The 18353-nt window shown below is 69.7% G+C and carries 18 protein-coding genes; 11 read left to right on the top strand and 7 right to left on the bottom strand.

The window, feature by feature from the left end; all coding sequences use genetic code 11:
- Nucleotides 1-29: 29 nt before the first annotated feature.
- From ABZT04_RS38005 to ABZT04_RS37980, 6 genes are all read left to right on the top strand, one after another.
- Entirely contained in the window at nt 30-1262 is a 1233-nt protein-coding gene (locus ABZT04_RS38005; RefSeq protein WP_356063029.1) for an Ig-like domain-containing protein, read from the top strand.
- Between the two features lie 167 nt (nt 1263-1429).
- Nucleotides 1430-2677 carry an Ig-like domain-containing protein gene (locus ABZT04_RS38000; protein WP_356063026.1) on the top strand — a complete coding sequence of 416 codons (1248 nt, stop codon included), beginning with the start codon at nt 1430-1432 and terminating at the stop codon, nt 2675-2677.
- Nucleotides 2678-2761: 84 nt separating this feature from the next.
- Nucleotides 2762-3529: an enoyl-CoA hydratase-related protein gene (locus tag ABZT04_RS37995; protein WP_356063023.1), complete on the top strand. Its 768-nt coding sequence runs from the start codon at nt 2762-2764 to the stop codon at nt 3527-3529.
- A 180-nt stretch (nt 3530-3709) separates the two neighbouring features.
- Entirely contained in the window at nt 3710-4318 is a 609-nt protein-coding gene (locus ABZT04_RS37990) for an ATP-binding protein (RefSeq protein WP_356063020.1), read from the top strand.
- A 110-nt stretch (nt 4319-4428) separates the two neighbouring features.
- The gene (locus ABZT04_RS37985; protein WP_356063017.1) at nt 4429-5214 is read left to right on the top strand and encodes a polysaccharide deacetylase family protein; all 786 of its coding nucleotides are present in this window, start codon (nt 4429-4431) and stop codon (nt 5212-5214) included.
- Nucleotides 5214-6401, top strand: coding sequence for a hypothetical protein (locus tag ABZT04_RS37980; RefSeq protein ID WP_356063014.1), 1188 nt, complete (start codon nt 5214-5216; stop codon nt 6399-6401). The genes ABZT04_RS37985 and ABZT04_RS37980 overlap by 1 nt, the downstream gene beginning before the upstream one ends.
- Here the strand turns inward: ABZT04_RS37980 and ABZT04_RS37975 are convergent.
- On the bottom strand, nt 6372-7034 hold the full coding sequence (locus tag ABZT04_RS37975; protein WP_356063082.1) for a GNAT family N-acetyltransferase: 663 nt from the start codon (nt 7032-7034) through the stop codon (nt 6372-6374). The genes ABZT04_RS37980 and ABZT04_RS37975 overlap by 30 nt on opposite strands.
- 59 nt (nt 7035-7093) lie before the next feature.
- Between ABZT04_RS37975 and ABZT04_RS37970 the strand changes: the two genes are divergently transcribed.
- Nucleotides 7094-8011: a MerR family transcriptional regulator gene (locus ABZT04_RS37970; protein WP_356063011.1), complete on the top strand. Its 918-nt coding sequence runs from the start codon at nt 7094-7096 to the stop codon at nt 8009-8011.
- A gap of 48 nt (nt 8012-8059) precedes the next feature.
- The gene (locus ABZT04_RS37965) at nt 8060-8272 is read left to right on the top strand and encodes an EF-hand domain-containing protein (RefSeq protein ID WP_266772742.1); all 213 of its coding nucleotides are present in this window, start codon (nt 8060-8062) and stop codon (nt 8270-8272) included.
- Nucleotides 8273-8330: 58 nt separating this feature from the next.
- Here the strand turns inward: ABZT04_RS37965 and ABZT04_RS37960 are convergent, their stop codons facing one another.
- Both ABZT04_RS37960 and ABZT04_RS37955 read right to left on the bottom strand, forming a co-directional pair.
- Nucleotides 8331-9125 carry an ATP-binding cassette domain-containing protein gene (locus tag ABZT04_RS37960; RefSeq protein WP_356063007.1) on the bottom strand — a complete coding sequence of 265 codons (795 nt, stop codon included), beginning with the start codon at nt 9123-9125 and terminating at the stop codon, nt 8331-8333.
- Nucleotides 9122-10720, bottom strand: a complete 1599-nt coding sequence (locus ABZT04_RS37955; protein ID WP_356063004.1) for a 2-isopropylmalate synthase — start codon at nt 10718-10720, stop codon at nt 9122-9124. Before ABZT04_RS37955 ends, ABZT04_RS37960 begins: the two co-directional genes overlap by 4 nt.
- A 210-nt stretch (nt 10721-10930) precedes the next feature.
- Between ABZT04_RS37955 and ABZT04_RS37950 the strand changes: the two genes are divergently transcribed.
- The 3 genes from ABZT04_RS37950 (at nt 10931) to ABZT04_RS37940 (ending at nt 13170) form a co-directional block, all read left to right on the top strand.
- Nucleotides 10931-11608, top strand: a complete 678-nt coding sequence (locus ABZT04_RS37950) for an FCD domain-containing protein (RefSeq protein ID WP_356063001.1) — start codon at nt 10931-10933, stop codon at nt 11606-11608.
- A 130-nt stretch (nt 11609-11738) separates the two neighbouring features.
- Entirely contained in the window at nt 11739-12398 is a 660-nt protein-coding gene (locus tag ABZT04_RS37945) for an NAD(P)-binding domain-containing protein (protein WP_356062998.1), read from the top strand.
- 115 nt (nt 12399-12513) lie between these two features.
- Entirely contained in the window at nt 12514-13170 is a 657-nt protein-coding gene (locus ABZT04_RS37940; protein ID WP_356063079.1) for an endonuclease domain-containing protein, read from the top strand.
- A gap of 3 nt (nt 13171-13173) precedes the next feature.
- On the opposite strand, the gene ABZT04_RS37935 is transcribed toward ABZT04_RS37940, so the two are convergent.
- The 4 genes from ABZT04_RS37935 to ABZT04_RS37920 form a co-directional block, all read right to left on the bottom strand.
- A complete protein-coding gene (locus tag ABZT04_RS37935; RefSeq protein WP_356062995.1) occupies nt 13174-13731 on the bottom strand; it encodes a glycoside hydrolase family 25 protein in 558 nt (185 codons plus the stop codon).
- Between the two features lie 35 nt (nt 13732-13766).
- A complete protein-coding gene (locus ABZT04_RS37930) occupies nt 13767-14807 on the bottom strand; it encodes a phosphatidylinositol-specific phospholipase C domain-containing protein (RefSeq protein WP_356062992.1) in 1041 nt (346 codons plus the stop codon).
- A gap of 81 nt (nt 14808-14888) precedes the next feature.
- Nucleotides 14889-16157 carry a restriction endonuclease gene (locus tag ABZT04_RS37925; protein WP_356062989.1) on the bottom strand — a complete coding sequence of 423 codons (1269 nt, stop codon included), beginning with the start codon at nt 16155-16157 and terminating at the stop codon, nt 14889-14891.
- Complete coding sequence (locus ABZT04_RS37920; RefSeq protein WP_356062986.1) at nt 16154-18337, bottom strand: AAA family ATPase; 2184 nt, start codon at nt 18335-18337, stop codon at nt 16154-16156. Before ABZT04_RS37920 ends, ABZT04_RS37925 begins: the two co-directional genes overlap by 4 nt.
- Nucleotides 18338-18353 lie beyond the last annotated feature (16 nt).

The following is an 18353-nucleotide window of genomic DNA, read 5'->3' as shown; positions in this document are numbered from 1 at the left end:
CTGAGGCAGGCCCGCTCGTTGAGCACCCCGTGAGGCATGCACAAGGGCGCGCGCGACGCGCAGGGGTCGCACTGGCCGCCGTACTGACATGGGCAGGACTGCTGGCCGGAGCCACCGGCTGTACTTCCGACGGTTCGGGCGGGAGCGGCATCGACGAACTCTTCGGCAAGGCACCGGCACCCGAGGACGTGATCAGGATCTCCCCCGACGACGCCGCCAAGGGCGTCAAACCCGACCAGCGGCTCCTGGTCCGGGTGCCCAGCGGACGGCTGGAGTCGGTGCAGGTCGTCAAGGAGCAGGACGCCCAGGACACCCCGGTCCCCGGCCGGATCTCCGACGACGGACTGCGCTGGGAACCCGAGGACCCCAAGCTCGCGCTGGCCGCCGAGTACACCGTCGACGCGGTCGCCCTGGACGGCGACGGCCGCCGCTCCGCCCGGCACGCCACGTTCACGACCTACGTCCCCGACGAGCGGTTCATCGGCTACGTCACCCCCGAGAACCGCGCCACCGTCGGCACCGGAATGATCGTGTCCCTCGGCTTCAACCGGGAGATCAAGAACCGGGCCGCCGTAGAACGCGCCGTCCACGTCACCGCGAAACCGGCCGTGGAGGTCCGCCCCCACTGGTTCGGCACCACCCGCCTCGACTTCCGCCCCGAGACCTACTGGAAACCCGGCACCCAGGTCACCGTCTCCCTGCGTCTGCGCGACGTCGAGGGCGCACCCGGGGTCTACGGACTCCAGTACAAGACGTTCTCCTTCACCGTCGGCCGCAGCCAGGTCTCCCTCGTCGACGCGGCCGAGCACACCATGGAGGTGCGGCGCGACGGCGACCTCCTGGCCACCGTGCCGATCACGGCCGGCGGCCCCAGGACCACCACGTACAACGGGAAAATGGTGGTCATGGAGATGCTGGAGGTGACCCGCATGAACAGCCGCACGGTCGGCTTCGGCGGCGAGTACGACATCCCCGACGTCCCGCACGCCATGCGGCTCACCGACTCCGGCACCTTCCTGCACGGCAACTACTGGGCGCCCGACGCCCCCGGACACATCAACGTCAGCCACGGCTGCGTGGGCCTGCGGGACGTCAAGGGCGGGGGCTCGGACACCCCGGCCGGCTGGTTCTTCGACCGCAGCATCATCGGTGACGTGATCGAGGTCGTGCACAGCAACGACAAACAGGTCGCCCCGGACAATGGCCTCGGTGGATGGAACATGGGTTGGAAACAGTGGAAGGCGGGCAGTGCGGTCAAGTGACCGGAGAAGGGGCGGGAGCCTTGTGTCAGGCGGCAGTTGAAGTTGCGACCGAACGGTGACATTCGACTGACACGAAGCTCAAAATTTGGCGGTTAATATGCGCGGACGTGCACGTCAGATGCGCGAAGGGGTGCGGGCCGGACCGGGCCCGGCGAGGGGAGAAAGTCTTGAACGTGCGACCGATATCGGGGGCGTCGGGGGACGCGCGCGGCCGTAGAAACAGAGGGCTGCTGGCGCTGGTTCTCGGCGTGCTGCTGCTCGCCGTCGCCGCGTGCGGGGGTGGCGGCGGCTCCAACTCGGGGTCCGGGTCGGGCGACAGCAAGGGCAAGGGCTCGGACACGGCCCAGGCCAAGCAGTCGCAGGCGGTCGTCACCATCGCGCCCAAGGACGGCTCGAAGGCCGTCGACACCAGCGGTGCCCTCAAGATCAGTGCCGCGAAGGGCAAGTTGACCCAGGTCACCGTCAAGGACGCGGACGGCACCGCGGTCACCGGCGCGATCACCGGCGGCGGCGCGACCTGGACGCCCGCCACGCATCTCGCCGCCGCCACCAAGTACACCGTGCACGCGGTCGCCAAGGACTCCGACGGCCGGGTCGCCGCGGAGGACTCCAGCTTCACCACGCTGACCCCGGCGAACACCTTCATCGGCAACTTCACCCCGGACGACGGCTCCACGGTCGGCGTCGGGATGCCGTTCTCCATCCGCTTCACCAGGGGCATCACGCACCCGGAGGACGTGAAGAAGGCGATCACCATCACGACCGAGCCGGCCGTCGACGTCGAGGGCCACTGGTTCGGCAACGACCGCCTCGACTTCCGCCCCGAGAACTACTGGAAGTCCGGTACCAAGGTCACCGTCAAGCTCGACCTCGACGGCGTCGAAGGCCGTCCGGGCGTCTACGGCAAGCAGGCCAAGACGGTCAAGTTCACCATCGGCCGCAACCAGGTCTCCATCGTGGACGCCAAGAAGCACACGATGAAGGTCACCCAGGACGGCAAGACCATCAAGACCATCCCGGTCACCACCGGCAAGCCCGGCTACGACACCTGGAACGGCCAGATGGTCATGAGCCAGAAGCTCGAAGTGACCCGGATGAACGGCGAGACGGTCGGCTACGGCGGCGAGTACGACATCAAGGACGTCCCGCACGCCACCCGCCTGACCGACTCCGGCACCTTCATCCACGGCAACTACTGGGGCGGCGACGCCTTCGGCAACTACAACGCCAGCCACGGCTGCATAGGCCTCAAGGACGTCAAGGGCGGCTACAGCAAGAGCGTGTCGGCCGCGTGGTTCTTCAACCACTCGATCCTCGGTGACGTCGTGGTCGTCAAGAACTCCAACGACGCGACCGTCGCGCCCGACAACGGCCTCAACGGCTGGAACATGTCGTGGGCGAAGTGGAAGGCGTGACGCTTCCGTAGTGACTTGATCGGGCCCGGTGCTGTGACCCACAGCACCGGGCCCGTTGTCGTTAGCACGCGTTAACCTCCTGCCATGACCGTGAATCTCGAAGTCGCCGAGGGCGTGGGCACCATCCGTCTGGACCGCCCGCCGATGAACGCGTTGGACACCGCCGTCCAGGACCGGTTGAAGGTGCTGGCCGAGGAGGTGACGCGGCGCGAGGACGTGCGGGCCGTGGTCGTCTACGGCGGGGAGAAGGTGTTCGCGGCGGGCGCGGACATCAAGGAGATGCAGGGCATGGACCACGCGGCGATGGTCGTGCGGTCGCGTGCGTTGCAGGAGTCGTTCACGGCGGTGGCCCGGATTCCGAAGCCGGTGGTGGCGGCGGTGACGGGCTATGCGCTGGGCGGGGGTTGTGAGTTGGCGTTGTGCGCGGACTTCCGGATCGCGGCGGACGACGCGAAGCTCGGGCAGCCGGAGATTCTGCTGGGGCTGATCCCGGGTGCGGGCGGCACGCAGCGGCTGGCGCGGCTGATCGGTCCGTCCAAGGCGAAGGATCTGATCTTCACGGGTCGGATGGTGAAGGCGGAGGAGGCGCTGGCGCTGGGTCTGGTGGACCGGTTGGTGCCGGCCGGTGCGGTGTACGCGGAGGCGCATGCGTGGGCGGCGCGGCTGGCGAAGGGGCCGGCGATCGCGTTGCGTGCCGCGAAGGAGGCGATCGACACGGGGCTGGAGACGGACATCGAGACCGGGTTGGCGGTCGAACGGACGTGGTTCGCGGGGCTGTTCGCGACCGAGGACCGTGAGCGCGGGATGCGGAGCTTCGTCGAAGAGGGCCCCGGCAAGGCCAAGTTCCTCTGACACGGGTTGTCAAATCCCGCTGTACTACTTGCAATTGACGCGATGTCTCATACAGGTCCCCCGGCGGGGTGGTTTATGGGAGCCTTAACTGGACCTTAAGCCTGCCTTGTCGAGGGAGCCTGTCGATTGCCACCAACACAGCCTTCGCCGCAGGTCGTAGGGGTTGCGGCGAGCCCTGAAATGCCTTCGGCATATGTCGAGCGGATGTCGCGGAACGGGGGCTTCCGGGGGGCGTATTCCTCCGGAACCGCCCCGGAGGGCCTGCGGGGCGGCCATGATGGACGCATGGCGGGGCTGGAAGGTATCGGACAGCCGCGGGGACAAGGCCGTGCGACCGCGGCGCGCTGGTCGCCTGCGGTCGAGGACGAGCGGGCACTCAAGGCGATCGAGTTGTTCGGCAATCCCACGGAGGCGGAAGTTCCGCTCCCGTCCCGCCCCGAGTCCGCCGCCGCCGCCCGCAGACTCACCCAGATCGTCGTGCTACGGCACTGGGGACTCACCCCGAAAATGACCGAGGACGCCGTCCTGCTCGTCTCGGAACTCGTCGGAAACGCCGTACGGCACACCGGCGCCCGGGTGTTCGGCCTGCGGATGCGGCGCCGTCGCGGCTGGATCCGCATCGAGGTCCGCGACCCCTCCCGGGGCCTGCCCTGTCTGATGCCGGTCCAGGAGATGGACGTGAGCGGCCGCGGCCTCTTCCTCGTCGACAAGCTCTCCGACCGCTGGGGCGTCGACCTGCTGCCGCGCGGCAAGACCACCTGGTTCGAGATGCGGGTCGCCGACCGCTGAGCACCGGCGCGGCTCCGCCGTAGACCCTTTCTGGAACCCCTGTTCTAGCGCGACCCGTGAGGGTCCCTCAAATGGGTTAATGCCCCGCTTTCTTACCCGGCGCCCCTTAAATGGTCCGGGTGACCACGACCGACCGCCGTACGGCGTTGCGTGCGGGTGCCGGGCTCGTCGCCGGGGGCGCACTCGCCGCCGGATGTGCCACGACCGGCCCCGCCGCGCCCCCCGACGCCCCCGCCCGCACGCCCGCCGCCAAGGCGACCCCGCTCACCGCCCCCGCCCCGCGCGCCTTCCCCCGGCAGCCCGCGCAGATCACCCACGGACCCCGCGACCGCCCCCGGATCGCGCTCACCTTCCACGGCCAGGGCGACCCGAAGATCGCCACCGCCCTCCTCACCGAGGCGGAGAAACACGGCGCCCATGTCACCGTGCTCGCCGTCGGCACCTGGCTCGACACCCACCCCGAGATGGCCCGCCGCATCCTCGACGGCGGCCACGACCTCGGCAACCACACCCAGCGGCACATCGCCGTCAACACCCTGTCCGAGGCCGACGCCCTCGCCGAGATCACCGGCTGCGCCGACCGCCTCAAGCGGCTCACCGGCTCGATCGGCACCTGGTTCAGGCCCTCGCGCGCCCCGGCCGCGTCCCCGCTCGTCGAGCGACTGGCCCACCGCGTGGGCTACCCGCATGTGCTGTCGTACGACGTCGACTCCCTCGACTTCACCGAACCCGGGGCGCCCGCCATCACCCGCAAGGTGCTCGCCGAGGTCCGCAACGGGTCCGTCGTGAGCATGCACTTCGGGTACGCCGGCACGGTCGCCGCGCTCCCCGCCGTACTGGAAGAACTCGACCGCCGCGGACTGCGCGCGGTGACGACCACGGAGCTGCTGAGCTGATGCACCCCACCCGACTCGCCCGCGCCGTCCGCGTCCTGGTCACCGGCGCCGCCCTCGCCGTGCTGGCCGCCCTGGCCGGCTGCAGCTCGCAGGACCACGCCGACGAAGCCCTCGGCACCAAGGCCGCGCTCCGGCCGCAGCAGCACAAGAAGGCACTGGGGCTGCCCGGTATGCCGCCGGTGCTCGACCCGGCCGACCTGTACGCGGCCGACCGGCCGAACCAACTCTCCCCGGTCGTACGGGACTTCCCCTCCCGGGTCTACGTCCCCAACACCAACTCCAACACGGTCTCGGTGATCGACCCGAAGACGTACAAGGTCATCGAGACCATTCCGGTCGGCATCCAGCCCCAACACGTCGTCCCCTCCTGGGACTTGAAGACGCTGTGGGTCAACAACGACCGGGGCAACACCCTCACCCCGATCGACCCGAGAACGGGGGAGGCGGGCGACCCGGTCGATGTGCACGACCCCTACAACCTGTACTTCACGCCCAACGGCAAGTACGCGATCGTGATGGCCTCCCTCGACCGACAGCTCGTCTTCCGCGACGCGCACACCATGAAGACGGTGAAGGCGGTGCCGGTGGGCTGCTACGGCGTCAACCACGCCGACTTCTCCCCGGACGGGCGGTACTTCATCGTCTCCTGCGAGTTCAGCGGCGAACTCCTCAAGGTCGACACCGAGAAGATGAAGGTGATCGGCCAGCAGAAGCTGCCGTTCCACGGGGCGATGCCGCAGGACGTCAAGATCTCGCCCGACGGCAAGAAGTTCTACATCGCCGACATGATGGCCGACGGCATGTGGGTCCTGAACGGCGACACCTTCGCCAAACCGGACTTCCTGCCCACCGGCAAGGGCTGCCACGGCCTCTACATCAGCCGGGACTCCCGCGAGATGTACATCTCCAACCGCGGCGAAGGCAGCATCTCCGTCTTCGACTTCACCCGGAACAAGCTGACCAAGAAGTGGCATCTGCCGAACGGCGGCAGCCCCGACATGGGCGGCGTCTCGGCCGACGGCAAGGTCCTGTGGCTCTCCGGCCGCTACAACTCCGAGGTCTACGCCATCGACACCCGCACCGGCACCCAACTCGCCCGCATCAAGGTCGGCAGCGGCCCGCACGGCCTCGCCGTGTACCCGCAGCCGGGCCGCTACTCACTGGGCCACACCGGCATCTTCCGCTGACCGCGGGCGCAGCAGCAGCGCCTCCGAACCCACCGGACGGTAACCCGCCGCCAGGAACGCCCGCATGCTGCGGGCGTTCCCCGGTGCCACCTGCGCCCACAGGGGTTCGGCCGCGAGGTGGCGGGCCGCCGTCACCAGGGTGCGGCCCAGGCCCCGGTGTCGTACGTCCGCGTCGATCTCGACCGAGACCTCCAGCCGGCCGGCCACGCCGCGGCCCGTCACCAGCACTCCGCCCTCCGTCGTCCACGCGCGCACGTCGTCGCGGCGGCCGCGGGCGTACACGATCCGCGGATGGTCGCCGTCCGTGATCTCCTTCAGCGGGAGCGGTGGTTCGCCCGGCAGCGGGGAGCCCACCAGCATCGCGTCGACGGTCTCGGACGTACGGCCCGTCCGGTCGAGCAGGGCCGTCAGGAACCGCGGGTTCATCGGCGCCGCCAGCGCGTCGCACGGCACGGCCGCCAAGGTGGCCCGCACCCACTCCGGATCCTCGTCCGTGAAGACCACCGCGTGCGCGGTGAAGGCGAGCACCCCCGCGTCCCGCTCGGACGCCTGCGGCACCACGGTCGTACGGCCGTCGGGCGGGGGGAGGACACCCTGCGCCGCCGCGTCGAGAATGTCCCGGAGAGTCTCCACCACCGTGCTCCCCCGTGCTCCTTGAGTCTCCACCCACTGGAAGGCCCACACTCGCAGACATGATCGAAGACGGCACCGGACTTTTCACCATCGGGGAACTGGCCAGGTCCACCGGTCTGACCGTGCGCACCATCCGCTACTGGTCCGACGAGGGCGTGCTCACCCCGGTGACCCGCTCCGCGGGCGGCTACCGGCTCTACGACGCCGAGTCCGCCGCCCGCCTGGAGTTGATCCGCACCCTGCGCGAGTTGGGCCTCGGTCTGGACGACGTGCGCAAGGTGCTGGCGGGGGAGACGACGGTCGCGGAGGTGGCCGCCGCCCATGTGGTGGCGCTGGACGCCCAGATCCGTTCACTGAGGGTGACCCGTGCGGTGCTGTCGACCGTGGCGCGACGTGGCTCGACCACAGAGGAGATGACACTCATGAACAAACTGGCACGGCTGTCGGCAGCCGAACGCAGGCGGATCATGGAGGAGTTCGTGGACGAGTTGTTCCACGGCCTCGACACCGTGGATCCGGCCATCGAGGAGCGGATGCGGTCCATCGCGGTGGACCTGCCCGACGACCCCACCCCCGAACAGGTGGATGCCTGGGTGGAACTCGCGGAGATGGTCCAGGACCCGGAGTTCCGGGCCCAGATGCGGGCGGCCGTCGAGTTCAACGCGTCGGACCAGGAGCGCGCCGCCGTGCGCGGGCGCTCCACGTGGTTCCCGATGCGGCTGATCCAGCTGGCGACGGAGGCCCGCGAACGGGGCATCGCCCCCGACTCCCCGGAGGCGGAGGCGATCGTGCGGGAGGTGCTGGGGGACGGCGGCGACCCGGCCGTCGTCCTCGAACGCATGGAGGCGGCGTCCAACAACAGGCTTGCCCGGTACCGGGAGTTGCTGTCCGCGGTGAAGGGCGCCGGACCCGCGGCGGCGCACCGTGAGGAGTTCGCGTGGGTGGTCGCCGCACTGCGTGCTCGCGCGGCCGGTTAATCTGGCCTCCGTCAACAGGCGGTAATGCGTTACGAAGGGGCGGATCCGGTGGCGGACATCGAGGAAGCACGCAAGCAGTTCGAGCGGATCGATACGGACGGTGACGGCTTCATCACCGCGGCCGAGTTCAAGACCGCCCTGGCCCAGGGAGGCGACTGGAACGTGACCGAGACGGTCGCCGAGGCCATCATCAAGAGCCGGGACCTCAACGGGGACAAGGTCCTCTCGTTCGACGAGTTCTGGGCCCACCTGAACAAGTGAACCGGGAGTGATCCCAGCGGAAGGGGCGCCCGTCCTTCGTGGAGGGGCGCCCCTTCCGTCATGCCCGGCGGCCGCTCCTGATCCGCACGCTCCAGCGGCCGTCGTGCCGGTCCAGGACCAGCGGCAAGTCGAAGCACTTGCCGACCTGGTCACCGGTGAGGACCTCGGCCGCCGGACCCTGTGCGAGGGGACGGCCCTCGCGCAGCAGCAGGGCGTGGGTGGTGCCGGCCGGCAACTCCTCCAGGTGGTGGGTGACCAGGACCGTGGCCAGGTGCGGATGCTTCCGGCGCAGCGAGTCCAGCGCGTCGAGCAGCCGCTCCCGGCCCGGCAGATCCAGACCGGTGGCCGGTTCGTCCAGCAGCAGGAGCCGGGGCTCGGGCATCAGCGCGCGGGCGATCAGGGTCCGGCCCCGCTGCCCCTGGGAGAGCGTGGGCCAGCGCGCCTCGCGCAGTTCCGTGAGCCCCATCGTGTCGATGAGCCGCTCGGCCCGCGCCTCCTGCTCCGGCGTCGGCCGCCAACGGGGCAGCAACGCCACGGAGTTGGTCAGCCCCGTCAGCACCACCTCCGGCACCCGCAGCGGCTCGGCGAGCGGATGACGCGGGTCGACGTGACCCACGTACGACCTCAACTCCCGTACGTCGACTCGGCCCAGCCTGCGGCCGAGCACCTCCACCGTCCCGCCGGTCGGATGGACCCGCGCCCCGAGCAGGCTCAACAGGGTTGACTTCCCTGCCCCATTGGCGCCGAGGAGCGCCCAGTGCTCGCCGGCCCGGACGGTGAGGGACACCTCCGCGAGGATGGGCCGCCCGTCCCGTACGACGTGCACGTCCTCGGCGCGCAGCACCTCGCTCATCGGGCCACGCGGTTCACCGCGGAGAGGACGGCCCGTACGGAGGCCGCCGAGCCCTCCGCGGCACCCCACACCGTGACGCCGTCCACCCGGCACTCGGCATAGGAGGCCGTCCCGTCCTCGGTCAACTCCAGGACCTCGACCACGCATCCGGTCCGCGCGAGCGCGTCCACCAGGGCGGCTGTGTCCGGGTACGCGCCCGGCTCCACCGACCCGTCCACCACGTACGTCTCCCGGAACAGCTCGTACAGCTCCTTCGGTGTCGCCTCCCGCCCGCTCGCGTCCGTCGCCTCCTGGACGACCCGGGAGAAGTCGGGGCGCATGCGCGGCGGCAGGTCGAGTCCGTGGTGGGTGCGCAGCAGATACGCCATTCCGCCCTTGCCCGACTGCGAGTTGACGCGGATCACCGCCTCGTAGGAACGGCCCACGTCGGCGGGGTCGATGGGCAGATACGGGATGGACCAGGGAGCCCGCCGCTCGGGCACCCCCAACTCCCTCGCCCTGCCTGCGTGATGGGTCAGGCCCTTGCTGATCGCGTCCTGGTGGGTGCCGGAGAACGCCGTGTACACCAGGTCACCGGCGTACGGGTGCCGGGGGTGCACCGGCAGCCGGTTGCAGTGCTCGACGGTCTCCCGGACCGCGTCGATGTTCCCGAAGTCGACCGTGGGGTCCACTCCTTGGGCGAACAGATTGAGCGCGAGGGTCACCAGATCGACGTTCCCGGTGCGCTCGCCGTTGCCGAACAGACAGCCCTCGACGCGCTGGGCGCCGGCCAGGACGGCGAGTTCGGCGCAGGCCACGCCTGTGCCGCGGTCGTTGTGCGGGTGGACGGAGAGGATCACCGACTTCCGCCGGGACAGGTTCCGGTGGGCGTACTCGATCTGGTCGGCGTAGACGTTCGGCGTCGCGATCTCGACCGTGGCCGGGAGGTTGTGCGTGACCGGGCGGTCCGGGCTCGCGTCCCACAACTCCGTGAGCCCGTCGCACAGTTCGAGGACGAAGTCGGGCTCCGTGAGGTTGAAGGTCTCCGGCGAGAACTGGAACCGGACACCGGGCGCGTCCCCGGCCCGGCGCGCCATCTGCTCGGCCGCCGCGCGCACGGTTTCCCGGACCTCACCCCGGTCCCGGCCGAGCACCACCTCCCGCCACACCGGTGAGGTCGCGATGTACAGGTGCACGACCGCGCGGGGCAGCCCCTCGATCGCGTCGAAGGTGCGGTCGATCAACTCCCGTCTGGCGGGGGTGAAGACGACGGGAGTGACGTCGTCGGGTACGGCTCCGGAGGTCACCAGGTGTCGTACGAAGTCGAAGTCCGTACGGCTCGCGGAGGGGTAGCCGACCTCGATCTCCTTGAAGCCGGTCGCCACCAGCAGGTCGAAGAGGCGGCGCTTGCGGGGGGTGTCCATCGGTTCGGCGAGGGCCTGGTTGCCGTCGCGCAGATCGACGGGGACCCAGAGGGGGGCGCGCTCGATCCGGGCGGAGGGCCAACTCCGGTTCCCGGCAGGGACGTTCACCCGGTCGTGGAAGGGGCGGTAGCGGTGGTACGGCATGGGGCTCGGGCGTTGGGGGTTCCAACGGACGGCTGGGGCGGTGGTCATCGTCTGCTGACTGCTCTCGGCTCGGTCGGACGGTGACCGGCAGCACGGCGCCCCGCGGCGGGGTGCCGGTCGCGTCAAACCCCGCCGCGGCAGCCGAGAAGAAGGAGACCGCGAAGCGTCATGCCGGTACGCTATCCACACCTCAGGTCCTCAGACAAGTGAGAATTTCCTGAGCCTCTTCCTTCCGACACCGGAGTTGGTGAACCGCGCATGCCGCTAGGTCCTGTCCGCCCCAGTCCCCTCGTCGAGCAGGCCGCCGCCCGGCTGCGCGCGCAGATCGCCGCAGGTGAGTGGCCGGTCGGCAGCAAGCTGCCCGGGGAGACCACGCTCGCCACGGAGCTGGGTGTCGGCCGCTCGACGGTCCGCGAGGCGCTGCGGGCGCTCGCCGGGGCGGGGCTGGTCCGGCCTCGGCAGGGCGCCGGCGTGTTCGTCGTCGCCACCGAACCCGCCGAGGACTGGCCGACCCGGCTGCGGCGGGCCGCGGTGACCGACGTCTACGAAGTGCGGATGGGTGTCGAGGTCCAGGCGGCACGGCTGGCCGCACGGCGCCGTACACCCGAGGACGTGACGGCGATGGAGCGTGCGCTGGAGGGCCGCCGGGCCGCGTCCGCCCTGGACGACACCGCCTTCGTCGCCGCCGACATCGCGTTCCACGCTGCCGTGGTCGCCGCCGCGCACAACCCCGTACTCGCGGATCTCTTCGACCAGTTCAGACCGGTGCTGCGGGAGGGGCTGGTGGAGCTGCTGGCGCTGACCGGGCTGCGCGAGCACGACCCGAACACCGGGGACGGGGCGCACGAGGCGTTGGTGCGGGCGGTCGCGGAGGGGGACGCGGAGACGGCGGCGGAGGTGCTGCGGGCGGAGCTGGAGGATCCGTTCGGGGAGTAGGGCCTCGGCGCCGGAGGCCGTGTCACCCGTATGGCAGGGGGTCCGGAATAGCTGGTGGGTGGCCGAGGTTGAGGCCCCTCGAAGGATGCATGTGCATGTTCATTGATTCCGAATCGGCGAAGGGTCTGTCATGAAGATCGGCATCATCGGCGCGGGCAACATCGGCGGCAACCTCACCCGGCGGCTCACCGCCCTCGGCCACGACGTCTCCGTCGCCAACTCGCGGGGCCCGCAGACACTCACCGCGCTGGCCGAGGAGACGGGGGCGACCCCCGTACCGGTCGAGGAGGCGGCGAACGGGGCCGAGGTCGTCGTGGTCACCGTCCCGCTCAAGGCGGTCCCGAACCTGCCCAAGGGTTTCCTCGACGGCGCGGCGGACGGCGTCGCGGTCATCGACACCGGCAACTACTACCCCGGGCGGGACGGCAGGATCGACGCCATCCTGGACGACGGCCTCACCGAGAGCCGTTGGACGGCGCGGCAGATCGGCCACACGGTGATCAAGGCGTTCAACGGCACCTTCGCCCAGGACATCCTGGACCGCCCCCGCCCGGCCGGCGCCCCCGACCGCATCGCGCTCCCCGTGGCCGGCGACGACGAGGCGGCCAAGCGCAAGGTCAGGGCCCTGATCGACGACCTCGGCTTCGACACGGTCGACGCGGGCACCCTGGACGAGTCCTGGCGCCAGCAGCCGGGGACACCGGTGTACGGGCTGCGGGAGGACGCGGCCGGCATCACGAAGGGGCTGGCGGAGGCTTCGCCTGAGCGGACGGGGGACTTCAAGGGCTGACCAGGCACAGGCTCACATGATCTCCGGGGGTAGGTGCGGCCCCGCCCGCTGGAGCACTTGATCGCCTTCGCGTGCGCATGCGTGACATGTGTTCGACTTCCTCGTTGACCGGGTGATGTGTCTTACGGATCAACGCGGTTGGGGAACGGGTGAAGAAGTGCCTGGCGGGCGGAGACGGGTGGGCTTGCGGTCGGTCTTCCGACGAGCATCGGCTCACCAGGGGGCTCTGTGCGGCCCACTATGCGCAACACCGGAAAGGCCGAGGCCTGGCCCCCGTCGGAGCTCCTCGCGCAGCGACGGAGAGTCGTACATGTGCGTTCGATGGATGTGTGCGACGAGTGAGCGCCCGTGGGTTGTGCACGGGCCACTATCAGCAGCATCTGAGTACTCGACACTTAGCGCGGCGGGTCTGCCGCGGCCGTACTGCAAGCCGTGCAACAGCCAGCGTGTGCGCCTCGGCAACTACAGCGTGACGAAAGAGTTCGTGGACCTGCTTCTGGAGTTCCAACGCGGGAGGTGTGCCATATGCGGAGCTCCCGACTCGGGGGCGAAAGCCATGCACGTCGACCACGACCACACGTGTTGTCCTGGGCGTCGGAGCTGTGGCGACTGCGTGCGGGGATTGCTCTGTTCCACGTGCAATTGGCGTGGCCTCGCTTGGTATGAGGCTCTTCCGGCGGCTCTTCGCAGCTTCGATGTCCTGAACGACTACTTGGCAAATCCGCCCGCGCGGCAGATGCGTGCGGGATTTGTCGCCGCGCTGGACGGATAGCTGTTACGCGTCCGCCGCCCACTTCTTCAGCGCGGCCTTGTCCGCGAAGTCGGCCACGTCTTTGTCGTGCGGGTCGCTGGTGTACTGGTGGAAAAGCCACTTGGCCTTGATGCGGGGCTTGCCCGCGGTGACGTAGTCGGCTATCCAGAGGCCGTCGCCGGCGTATGAGGTGGTGTCCACGGTGAGCCAGAAGTTGCGGTTTGTGTACAGCACGACCCGGTTGTTCGGCCGCAACGCCTTCACCTTCCGGATGAAGCTGTCCTTCTCCGCGTTGGACGCGTGCGTGCCGTCGCCGGTGGTCTCCCAGTCGACGGCCAGCAAGTCCCCTGCTTTCTCAGGGGCCTTGCTCACGAAGTACTCCGCCTGGGCGGTGATGTTCCCGGGCCAGAGGAAGTGGTAGAAGCCGACTACCAGGCCCGCGTCACGGCCCGTCTTCGTCTGGGCGGTGAGTCTGGGGTTGACGTACGAGTGGCCCTCCGTCGCCTTGATGAAGACGAAGGAGGAACCGCTCGTGTCGTACGCGGTGGACTGGTACGCGCTTACGTCGATGCCATGCAACATGGGGGACTTGTGCCCCGTCCCCGGTATCCGGAACCTCAGCTTCTGGTGGCCACCGAGCTGAGCACCGACGCCGACTTCGACGACCAGTCAGAGGTGATCACACTTGCGTGGTCGGCCGCCAACAGGGCCAGTTTGGCGGCGACTTCCGCGTCCGTGGGAGCTGTGGAGGAGATCGCCGGAGCCACCGCGTACGCGTCCGTCATGATCAGGATGTAGTGGTTCGTGGAGTAGAACGACGTGTCGTAGCCGTTGTTGACGTACGTCGCCGCGTCACCGTCGAAGAACACGAACCAGGGGCGGATGGAGGTGTCGGAGGTCCAGCGGCTCGCCCTGGGGTCGCCGTTCGCCGCGCCCAGTACCGCAGGGAAGGCCTGTGCCTGGGAGATGTTCCCGGCCGCGTACAGGTCCCGCAGATGGTCGCCGTACTCCTGGTCCGTCCAGTAGTGGTCGAACGGATTGGCCTGCTCGACCGTGCCCGGGATCAGCTCGAAGAGGAACTTGCCCTTGAGGGTGTCACGGGACGGCCACGCGTTCGCCTGGGCCGCCGCGTCGAGCGTGGAGTAGGAGGAGCCGAGCAGGTCGGACGGCTTGTAGACGCTGCTGCCGAGCTTCTGCGAGACCAGGGTGTCGAACTCGTCCGGGCCGAGGCCGACGTCGTTGTTGAAGCCCACCTTCATCTCCACCTTGATGATGACGGGCGCGTGGTCCGGGTGCAGGGTGTTCCAGGCGGCCATGTTGTCCAGGCAACTGCCGAGATCCTGGTTGCGGGCCTTGCTGTACAGGTCGGCGGGGGTGCTCGCGTACTCGCAGTTGTTGTCGTTGCCGAGTGGGTTGCTGTGGCTGACCCGCCACCGCTTGCTCAGGCTGTCGGCGTAGACGTCCAGTTCGAGCAGCGAGGCCCCGGAGTCCAACGCCTGCGCCCAGTACGTGTACTTGTCCTGCTCGTACGCGTTGTGCGTGCCGATCGTCGTCGTCTCGGAGAACGTCGCCGCCGCCGCGTGCGCATTGCCCGCGGCCCCCGTCAGCAGCAGAGCCGTGGCGCCCAGCAGCGCCGCGAGCCGTCTTATCGCCTTCATGGGTCTCAAGTCCCCTTCGCCGTAGCCTGGTTGGCGCTTGATTGGGCGCCTGGTGGGCGGCAGCAGCGTAGGGGGAAGCGGTTACTGCTCGGTAGCCCCTGGAGGAACATCGGCTTCCGCCGGGCTCGGAAGGCCGCCGGTGTCCCTCGCGTTCGCGATCAGTCCGGCCAGTTCGGACACCGCGCCGAGCAGCTCGGGGGGTGGCCGGTCCAGGTCGAGCGCGTGGGCCGTGACGCTGATGCCGGCTCGCCGTACGACATGCTCGGTCGGTCCGTCCCGGCTCGTCGCGGCGTACACGAGATGACCGTGCGGTAGGCCCAACGCCGTGCAGTAGCCGAGGAGTTGGTACAGGTGCTCGGTGGGCGGCGCGGGTGCGTGCCGGGCGGCGTACTTGGCGTCCACGACGGACACCGTACGGCCCGCCCGGTACAGGACGAGGTCCGGTCGCAGCCGGACGTGCCCCGCCTGATCGAGACGGTGGTGCCGCTCCTGTGCCGCGCAGCGGACCCCGTGCCGGGCCAGGGCGTCGGTGAGCGCCAGGGTGAGGAACCGTTCAAAGACGGCCGGCATGGCGAGGACGAACCCGTCCGCCGTGGTGGGGAGTTGGCCGTCCGGGTCGACGGACCGGTCGGACAGCAGCAGTTCCGCGATTCTCAGTGCCGGTGCGTACCGGGAGTTGAGGCGGTTCTGGGTCCAGTGGGGGAGTGGTGCGCCGGGCGGCGGCAGGTGTACGCCGTCGAGACGGTGGGCGAGGTGGCGCAGTGCGAGGCCGGTGCGGACGGGGAGTTCGGGCAGGCGGGCGGCGCGGTGCAGGGCGGCGAGCAGGATGCGGTTCTCGGCGATGTCCGGTGTGTGGTCGTCGTAGCGGACGGCGACCGGGAGGGGCAGGCCGACCCGGCGCAACTGGTCCGCGGTGCGGATGCGGCCCCGGATCAGGGGCAGTTCCTCCTCGACCGTGCGGTAGCCGTGCAGTACCCCGGCGTCCAGGGTGCGGCGGGTGACGCGGGCGAGGAGGTCGGCGAGGGCCGGCGGCAGGTCGTCGGCCTCGGCGGTGTCGACCGTCTCGCGCAGCCATGGGTCGGCAGCGGAGTAGGAGAGCAGGAACAGCAGGTTGCGGACCGGGAGTTTGGGGCGCAGCCGGAGCTGGATCGCGGCTCCGGAGGGGGTGCGCAGCCGTATCAGGCCGGCCTTCTGGTTTCCGGCCAGCCGCCATCTGCCGCCGCCGACGGGGCTCAGCCGCACCAGCCCGGGCACGCCGAGCAGTCCGGCGAGCTGGTCGCCGGTCAGCTCGCGCACCACGCCGGGGCCGGTCTCGTCGACGGTGAGCCGAAGCGGGTCGGTGGTGCTCAACTCTCCTCCGCCGCACCGGCGTTCAGTGCGGCGAGCCCGTACTCCTCCTCGACGTCGACGCCGGTGCCGTAGAGCTGGTCCTCCAGGAGGGGCAGGATCTGGGTGCGCCAGATGAGGTCGAGTCCCTCCGGGCGGGCCGCGGCCGGTTTCATCAGGTACGACGGTCCGATGGCGCGGTCGGGGTCGCCCAGCCGGGAGTTGAGCGTGTTCAGCAGTCGGGCCGCCGTGTCCGGCAGGCCGCGGTCGTGCAGCCAGCGCTCCAACAGGCCGCGTACCGGCGGCAGTTCGGGCGAGAGGCGGCGGAACGCGAAGCGGCGGCGCATCGCCGCGTCGACGAGCGCGATCGACCGGTCGGCGGTGTTCATCGTGCCGATGACGAGCAGATTGCCCGGCAGATGGAACGGGTCGTGCGGGCTGTACTGGGTGGTGACCGGCTCCTCCCGGTACTCCAGCAGGAAGTACAGCTCGCCGAACACCTTCGCCAGGTTGGCGCGGTTGATCTCGTCGATGACCAGGATGTACGGGTTCGACGGGTCGTTCCGGGCCCGCCCGGCCAGCAGCTTCAAGGGGCCCGGCAGCACCTCGAACACCACCGAGCCGTTCTCGCCCCGGACCGGCCGGAAGCCCTCGAAGAAGTCCTCGTAGGTGTAGGAGGGGTGGAACTGGACGAGTTCCACCCGGTCGGGACCGGCAAGGTGTCGGGCCAGCGCGCGGGCGACATAGGTCTTTCCGGTGCCGGGCGGTCCGTGGAAGACCAACTGCCGCTGCTCCTGCAACTGTTCGGCGGTCTCCCGCAGCCAGTCCAGAGGCATCAGCAACTGCGTCGCCAACTCCTCGGTGACGGAGGGCAGTTCGAGAGGCTTGGTGACGTCGGCCTCAATGAGCGGTTCGGCCACGACGTCCTCCAGGCCGGCCCGCTCGGCGAGTTCGGCGGCGACGCTGCTGATGTCGTAGACCGCCGGAGGCCGGGTCAACTGCGCCTGTACCGTCTCCGGCAGCCGTGCCCGCTCCAGGGGCCGGCCGATCGTGGCCCAACGCACCGGGCGGCGACGGGCGTTGTCGGGGCCGTCGGTCAGGTCGTACGACGAAGGGCCCTGGACGGTGCCGACGTGGACCTCGTCCGGGGTGACGGTGACGATCAGGTCGCCGGGCTGCATCACCGTGACGAAGGCGTGCAGTTGGTAGGTGGCCTGGCCGCGGAGCTGGGCGCTGGCGTCGGGCATCGCCTCCGCCACCGCGTGCTGGACCTGCGGCTTGGTGGAGTCGGCGGGGATGTCCGGCATCTCCCCCCAGGACAGGGAGCAGTAGCCCTGATCGAGCCAGGACGGTATGAAGTTGGCGCCGTCCACGTTGGCGCCGCGGACCAGCCAGCCGCGTTGCGCGTGCTCGGTCGCGCGCTTCCGCCAACTGCCCTGCCAGGGCTCGGCGTAGAAGTCGACCGGCTCACCGGACCGCGCCTCCAGGACCTGGCGGAGCGCGAGCAGATCGCGGTCCTGGTCGCCGGTCGGCTCGGGCAGGTCGCCGGCGAAGGCCTTCAGGATCTCCTGCTTGTGGAAGACGCTGGCGATCGGCTCGAACTTGTCCGGGAAGAGCAGATACAGCAGGACGTGGATCTGCGCCCGCCCCTTCTTGTGGCCCTCCGATTCCTGGATCGCGAAGCATTCGGCGCGGAACCGCCACGGGTCGCCGAGCACCGCCTCGCGTTCCGGGCGCTCCATCGCGGCGAGCCGTTCCACCAGCAGGACCAGGATCTGGAACTGCGCCCAGCGGTAGTTCAGGAAGCCCTGCCCGCCGTGGATGAACCCGCCGAGACCGCCCTCAAGATCCGCCGGGATCGACACCGGCCGACCGGCCCAGGACAGCACCTCGGTCAGGATCTCCCGTTTCTTGCGCAGTCCTATCTGCTCCGGCACCAGCGGTGCCATGTTCACGAACAGCAACTCGGCCGCCAGCGCGATCGTTTCGTCCGGGGCACCGTCCAACTGGCGGCGCAGCTTGACCAGGAAGGTGTCCGACGATTCGTCCGGATGGTCCACGAAGCGGACGCGCAGATCGGTGGCCGTCCGCTCGTTCCATGCCTCCCACTCGGGCACGAAGGCGGATCTGCCGCTCAACAGCCCGTCCCGGAACACGTGTTGCACCGCCGCCACGACCTCGGCGCCGACCGGCTCTGCTGCCATGGCGTCCACCCCCTGA

Origin of the sequence: Streptomyces sp. NPDC005492, from assembly GCF_040605995.1 — a bacterium.
Taxonomy (GTDB): Bacteria; Actinomycetota; Actinomycetes; order Streptomycetales; family Streptomycetaceae; genus Streptomyces.
Note: the sequence above shows the minus strand (reverse complement) of the source record. Positions and strands in the feature narration are given on the sequence as shown.

What these genes read in the sequence shown, in the direction of transcription:
- ABZT04_RS37950 (WP_356063001.1), top strand. Translation starts at nt 10,931, where the DNA reads ATGCCGCTAGGTCCTGTCCGCCCCAGTCCCCTCGTCGAGCAGGCCGCC.
- ABZT04_RS37980 (WP_356063014.1), top strand. Translation starts at nt 5,214, where the DNA reads ATGCACCCCACCCGACTCGCCCGCGCCGTCCGCGTCCTGGTCACCGGC.
- ABZT04_RS37930 (WP_356062992.1), bottom strand. Translation starts at nt 14,807, where the DNA reads ATGAAGGCGATAAGACGGCTCGCGGCGCTGCTGGGCGCCACGGCTCTG.
- ABZT04_RS37935 (WP_356062995.1), bottom strand. Translation starts at nt 13,731, where the DNA reads ATGTTGCATGGCATCGACGTAAGCGCGTACCAGTCCACCGCGTACGAC.
- ABZT04_RS37955 (WP_356063004.1), bottom strand. Translation starts at nt 10,720, where the DNA reads ATGACCACCGCCCCAGCCGTCCGTTGGAACCCCCAACGCCCGAGCCCC.
- ABZT04_RS37940 (WP_356063079.1), top strand. Translation starts at nt 12,514, where the DNA reads ATGTGTCTTACGGATCAACGCGGTTGGGGAACGGGTGAAGAAGTGCCT.
- ABZT04_RS37970 (WP_356063011.1), top strand. Translation starts at nt 7,094, where the DNA reads ATGATCGAAGACGGCACCGGACTTTTCACCATCGGGGAACTGGCCAGG.
- ABZT04_RS37995 (WP_356063023.1), top strand. Translation starts at nt 2,762, where the DNA reads ATGACCGTGAATCTCGAAGTCGCCGAGGGCGTGGGCACCATCCGTCTG.
- ABZT04_RS37990 (WP_356063020.1), top strand. Translation starts at nt 3,710, where the DNA reads ATGCCTTCGGCATATGTCGAGCGGATGTCGCGGAACGGGGGCTTCCGG.
- ABZT04_RS37945 (WP_356062998.1), top strand. Translation starts at nt 11,739, where the DNA reads ATGAAGATCGGCATCATCGGCGCGGGCAACATCGGCGGCAACCTCACC.
- ABZT04_RS37960 (WP_356063007.1), bottom strand. Translation starts at nt 9,125, where the DNA reads ATGAGCGAGGTGCTGCGCGCCGAGGACGTGCACGTCGTACGGGACGGG.
- ABZT04_RS37985 (WP_356063017.1), top strand. Translation starts at nt 4,429, where the DNA reads ATGGTCCGGGTGACCACGACCGACCGCCGTACGGCGTTGCGTGCGGGT.
- ABZT04_RS37920 (WP_356062986.1), bottom strand. Translation starts at nt 18,337, where the DNA reads ATGGCAGCAGAGCCGGTCGGCGCCGAGGTCGTGGCGGCGGTGCAACAC.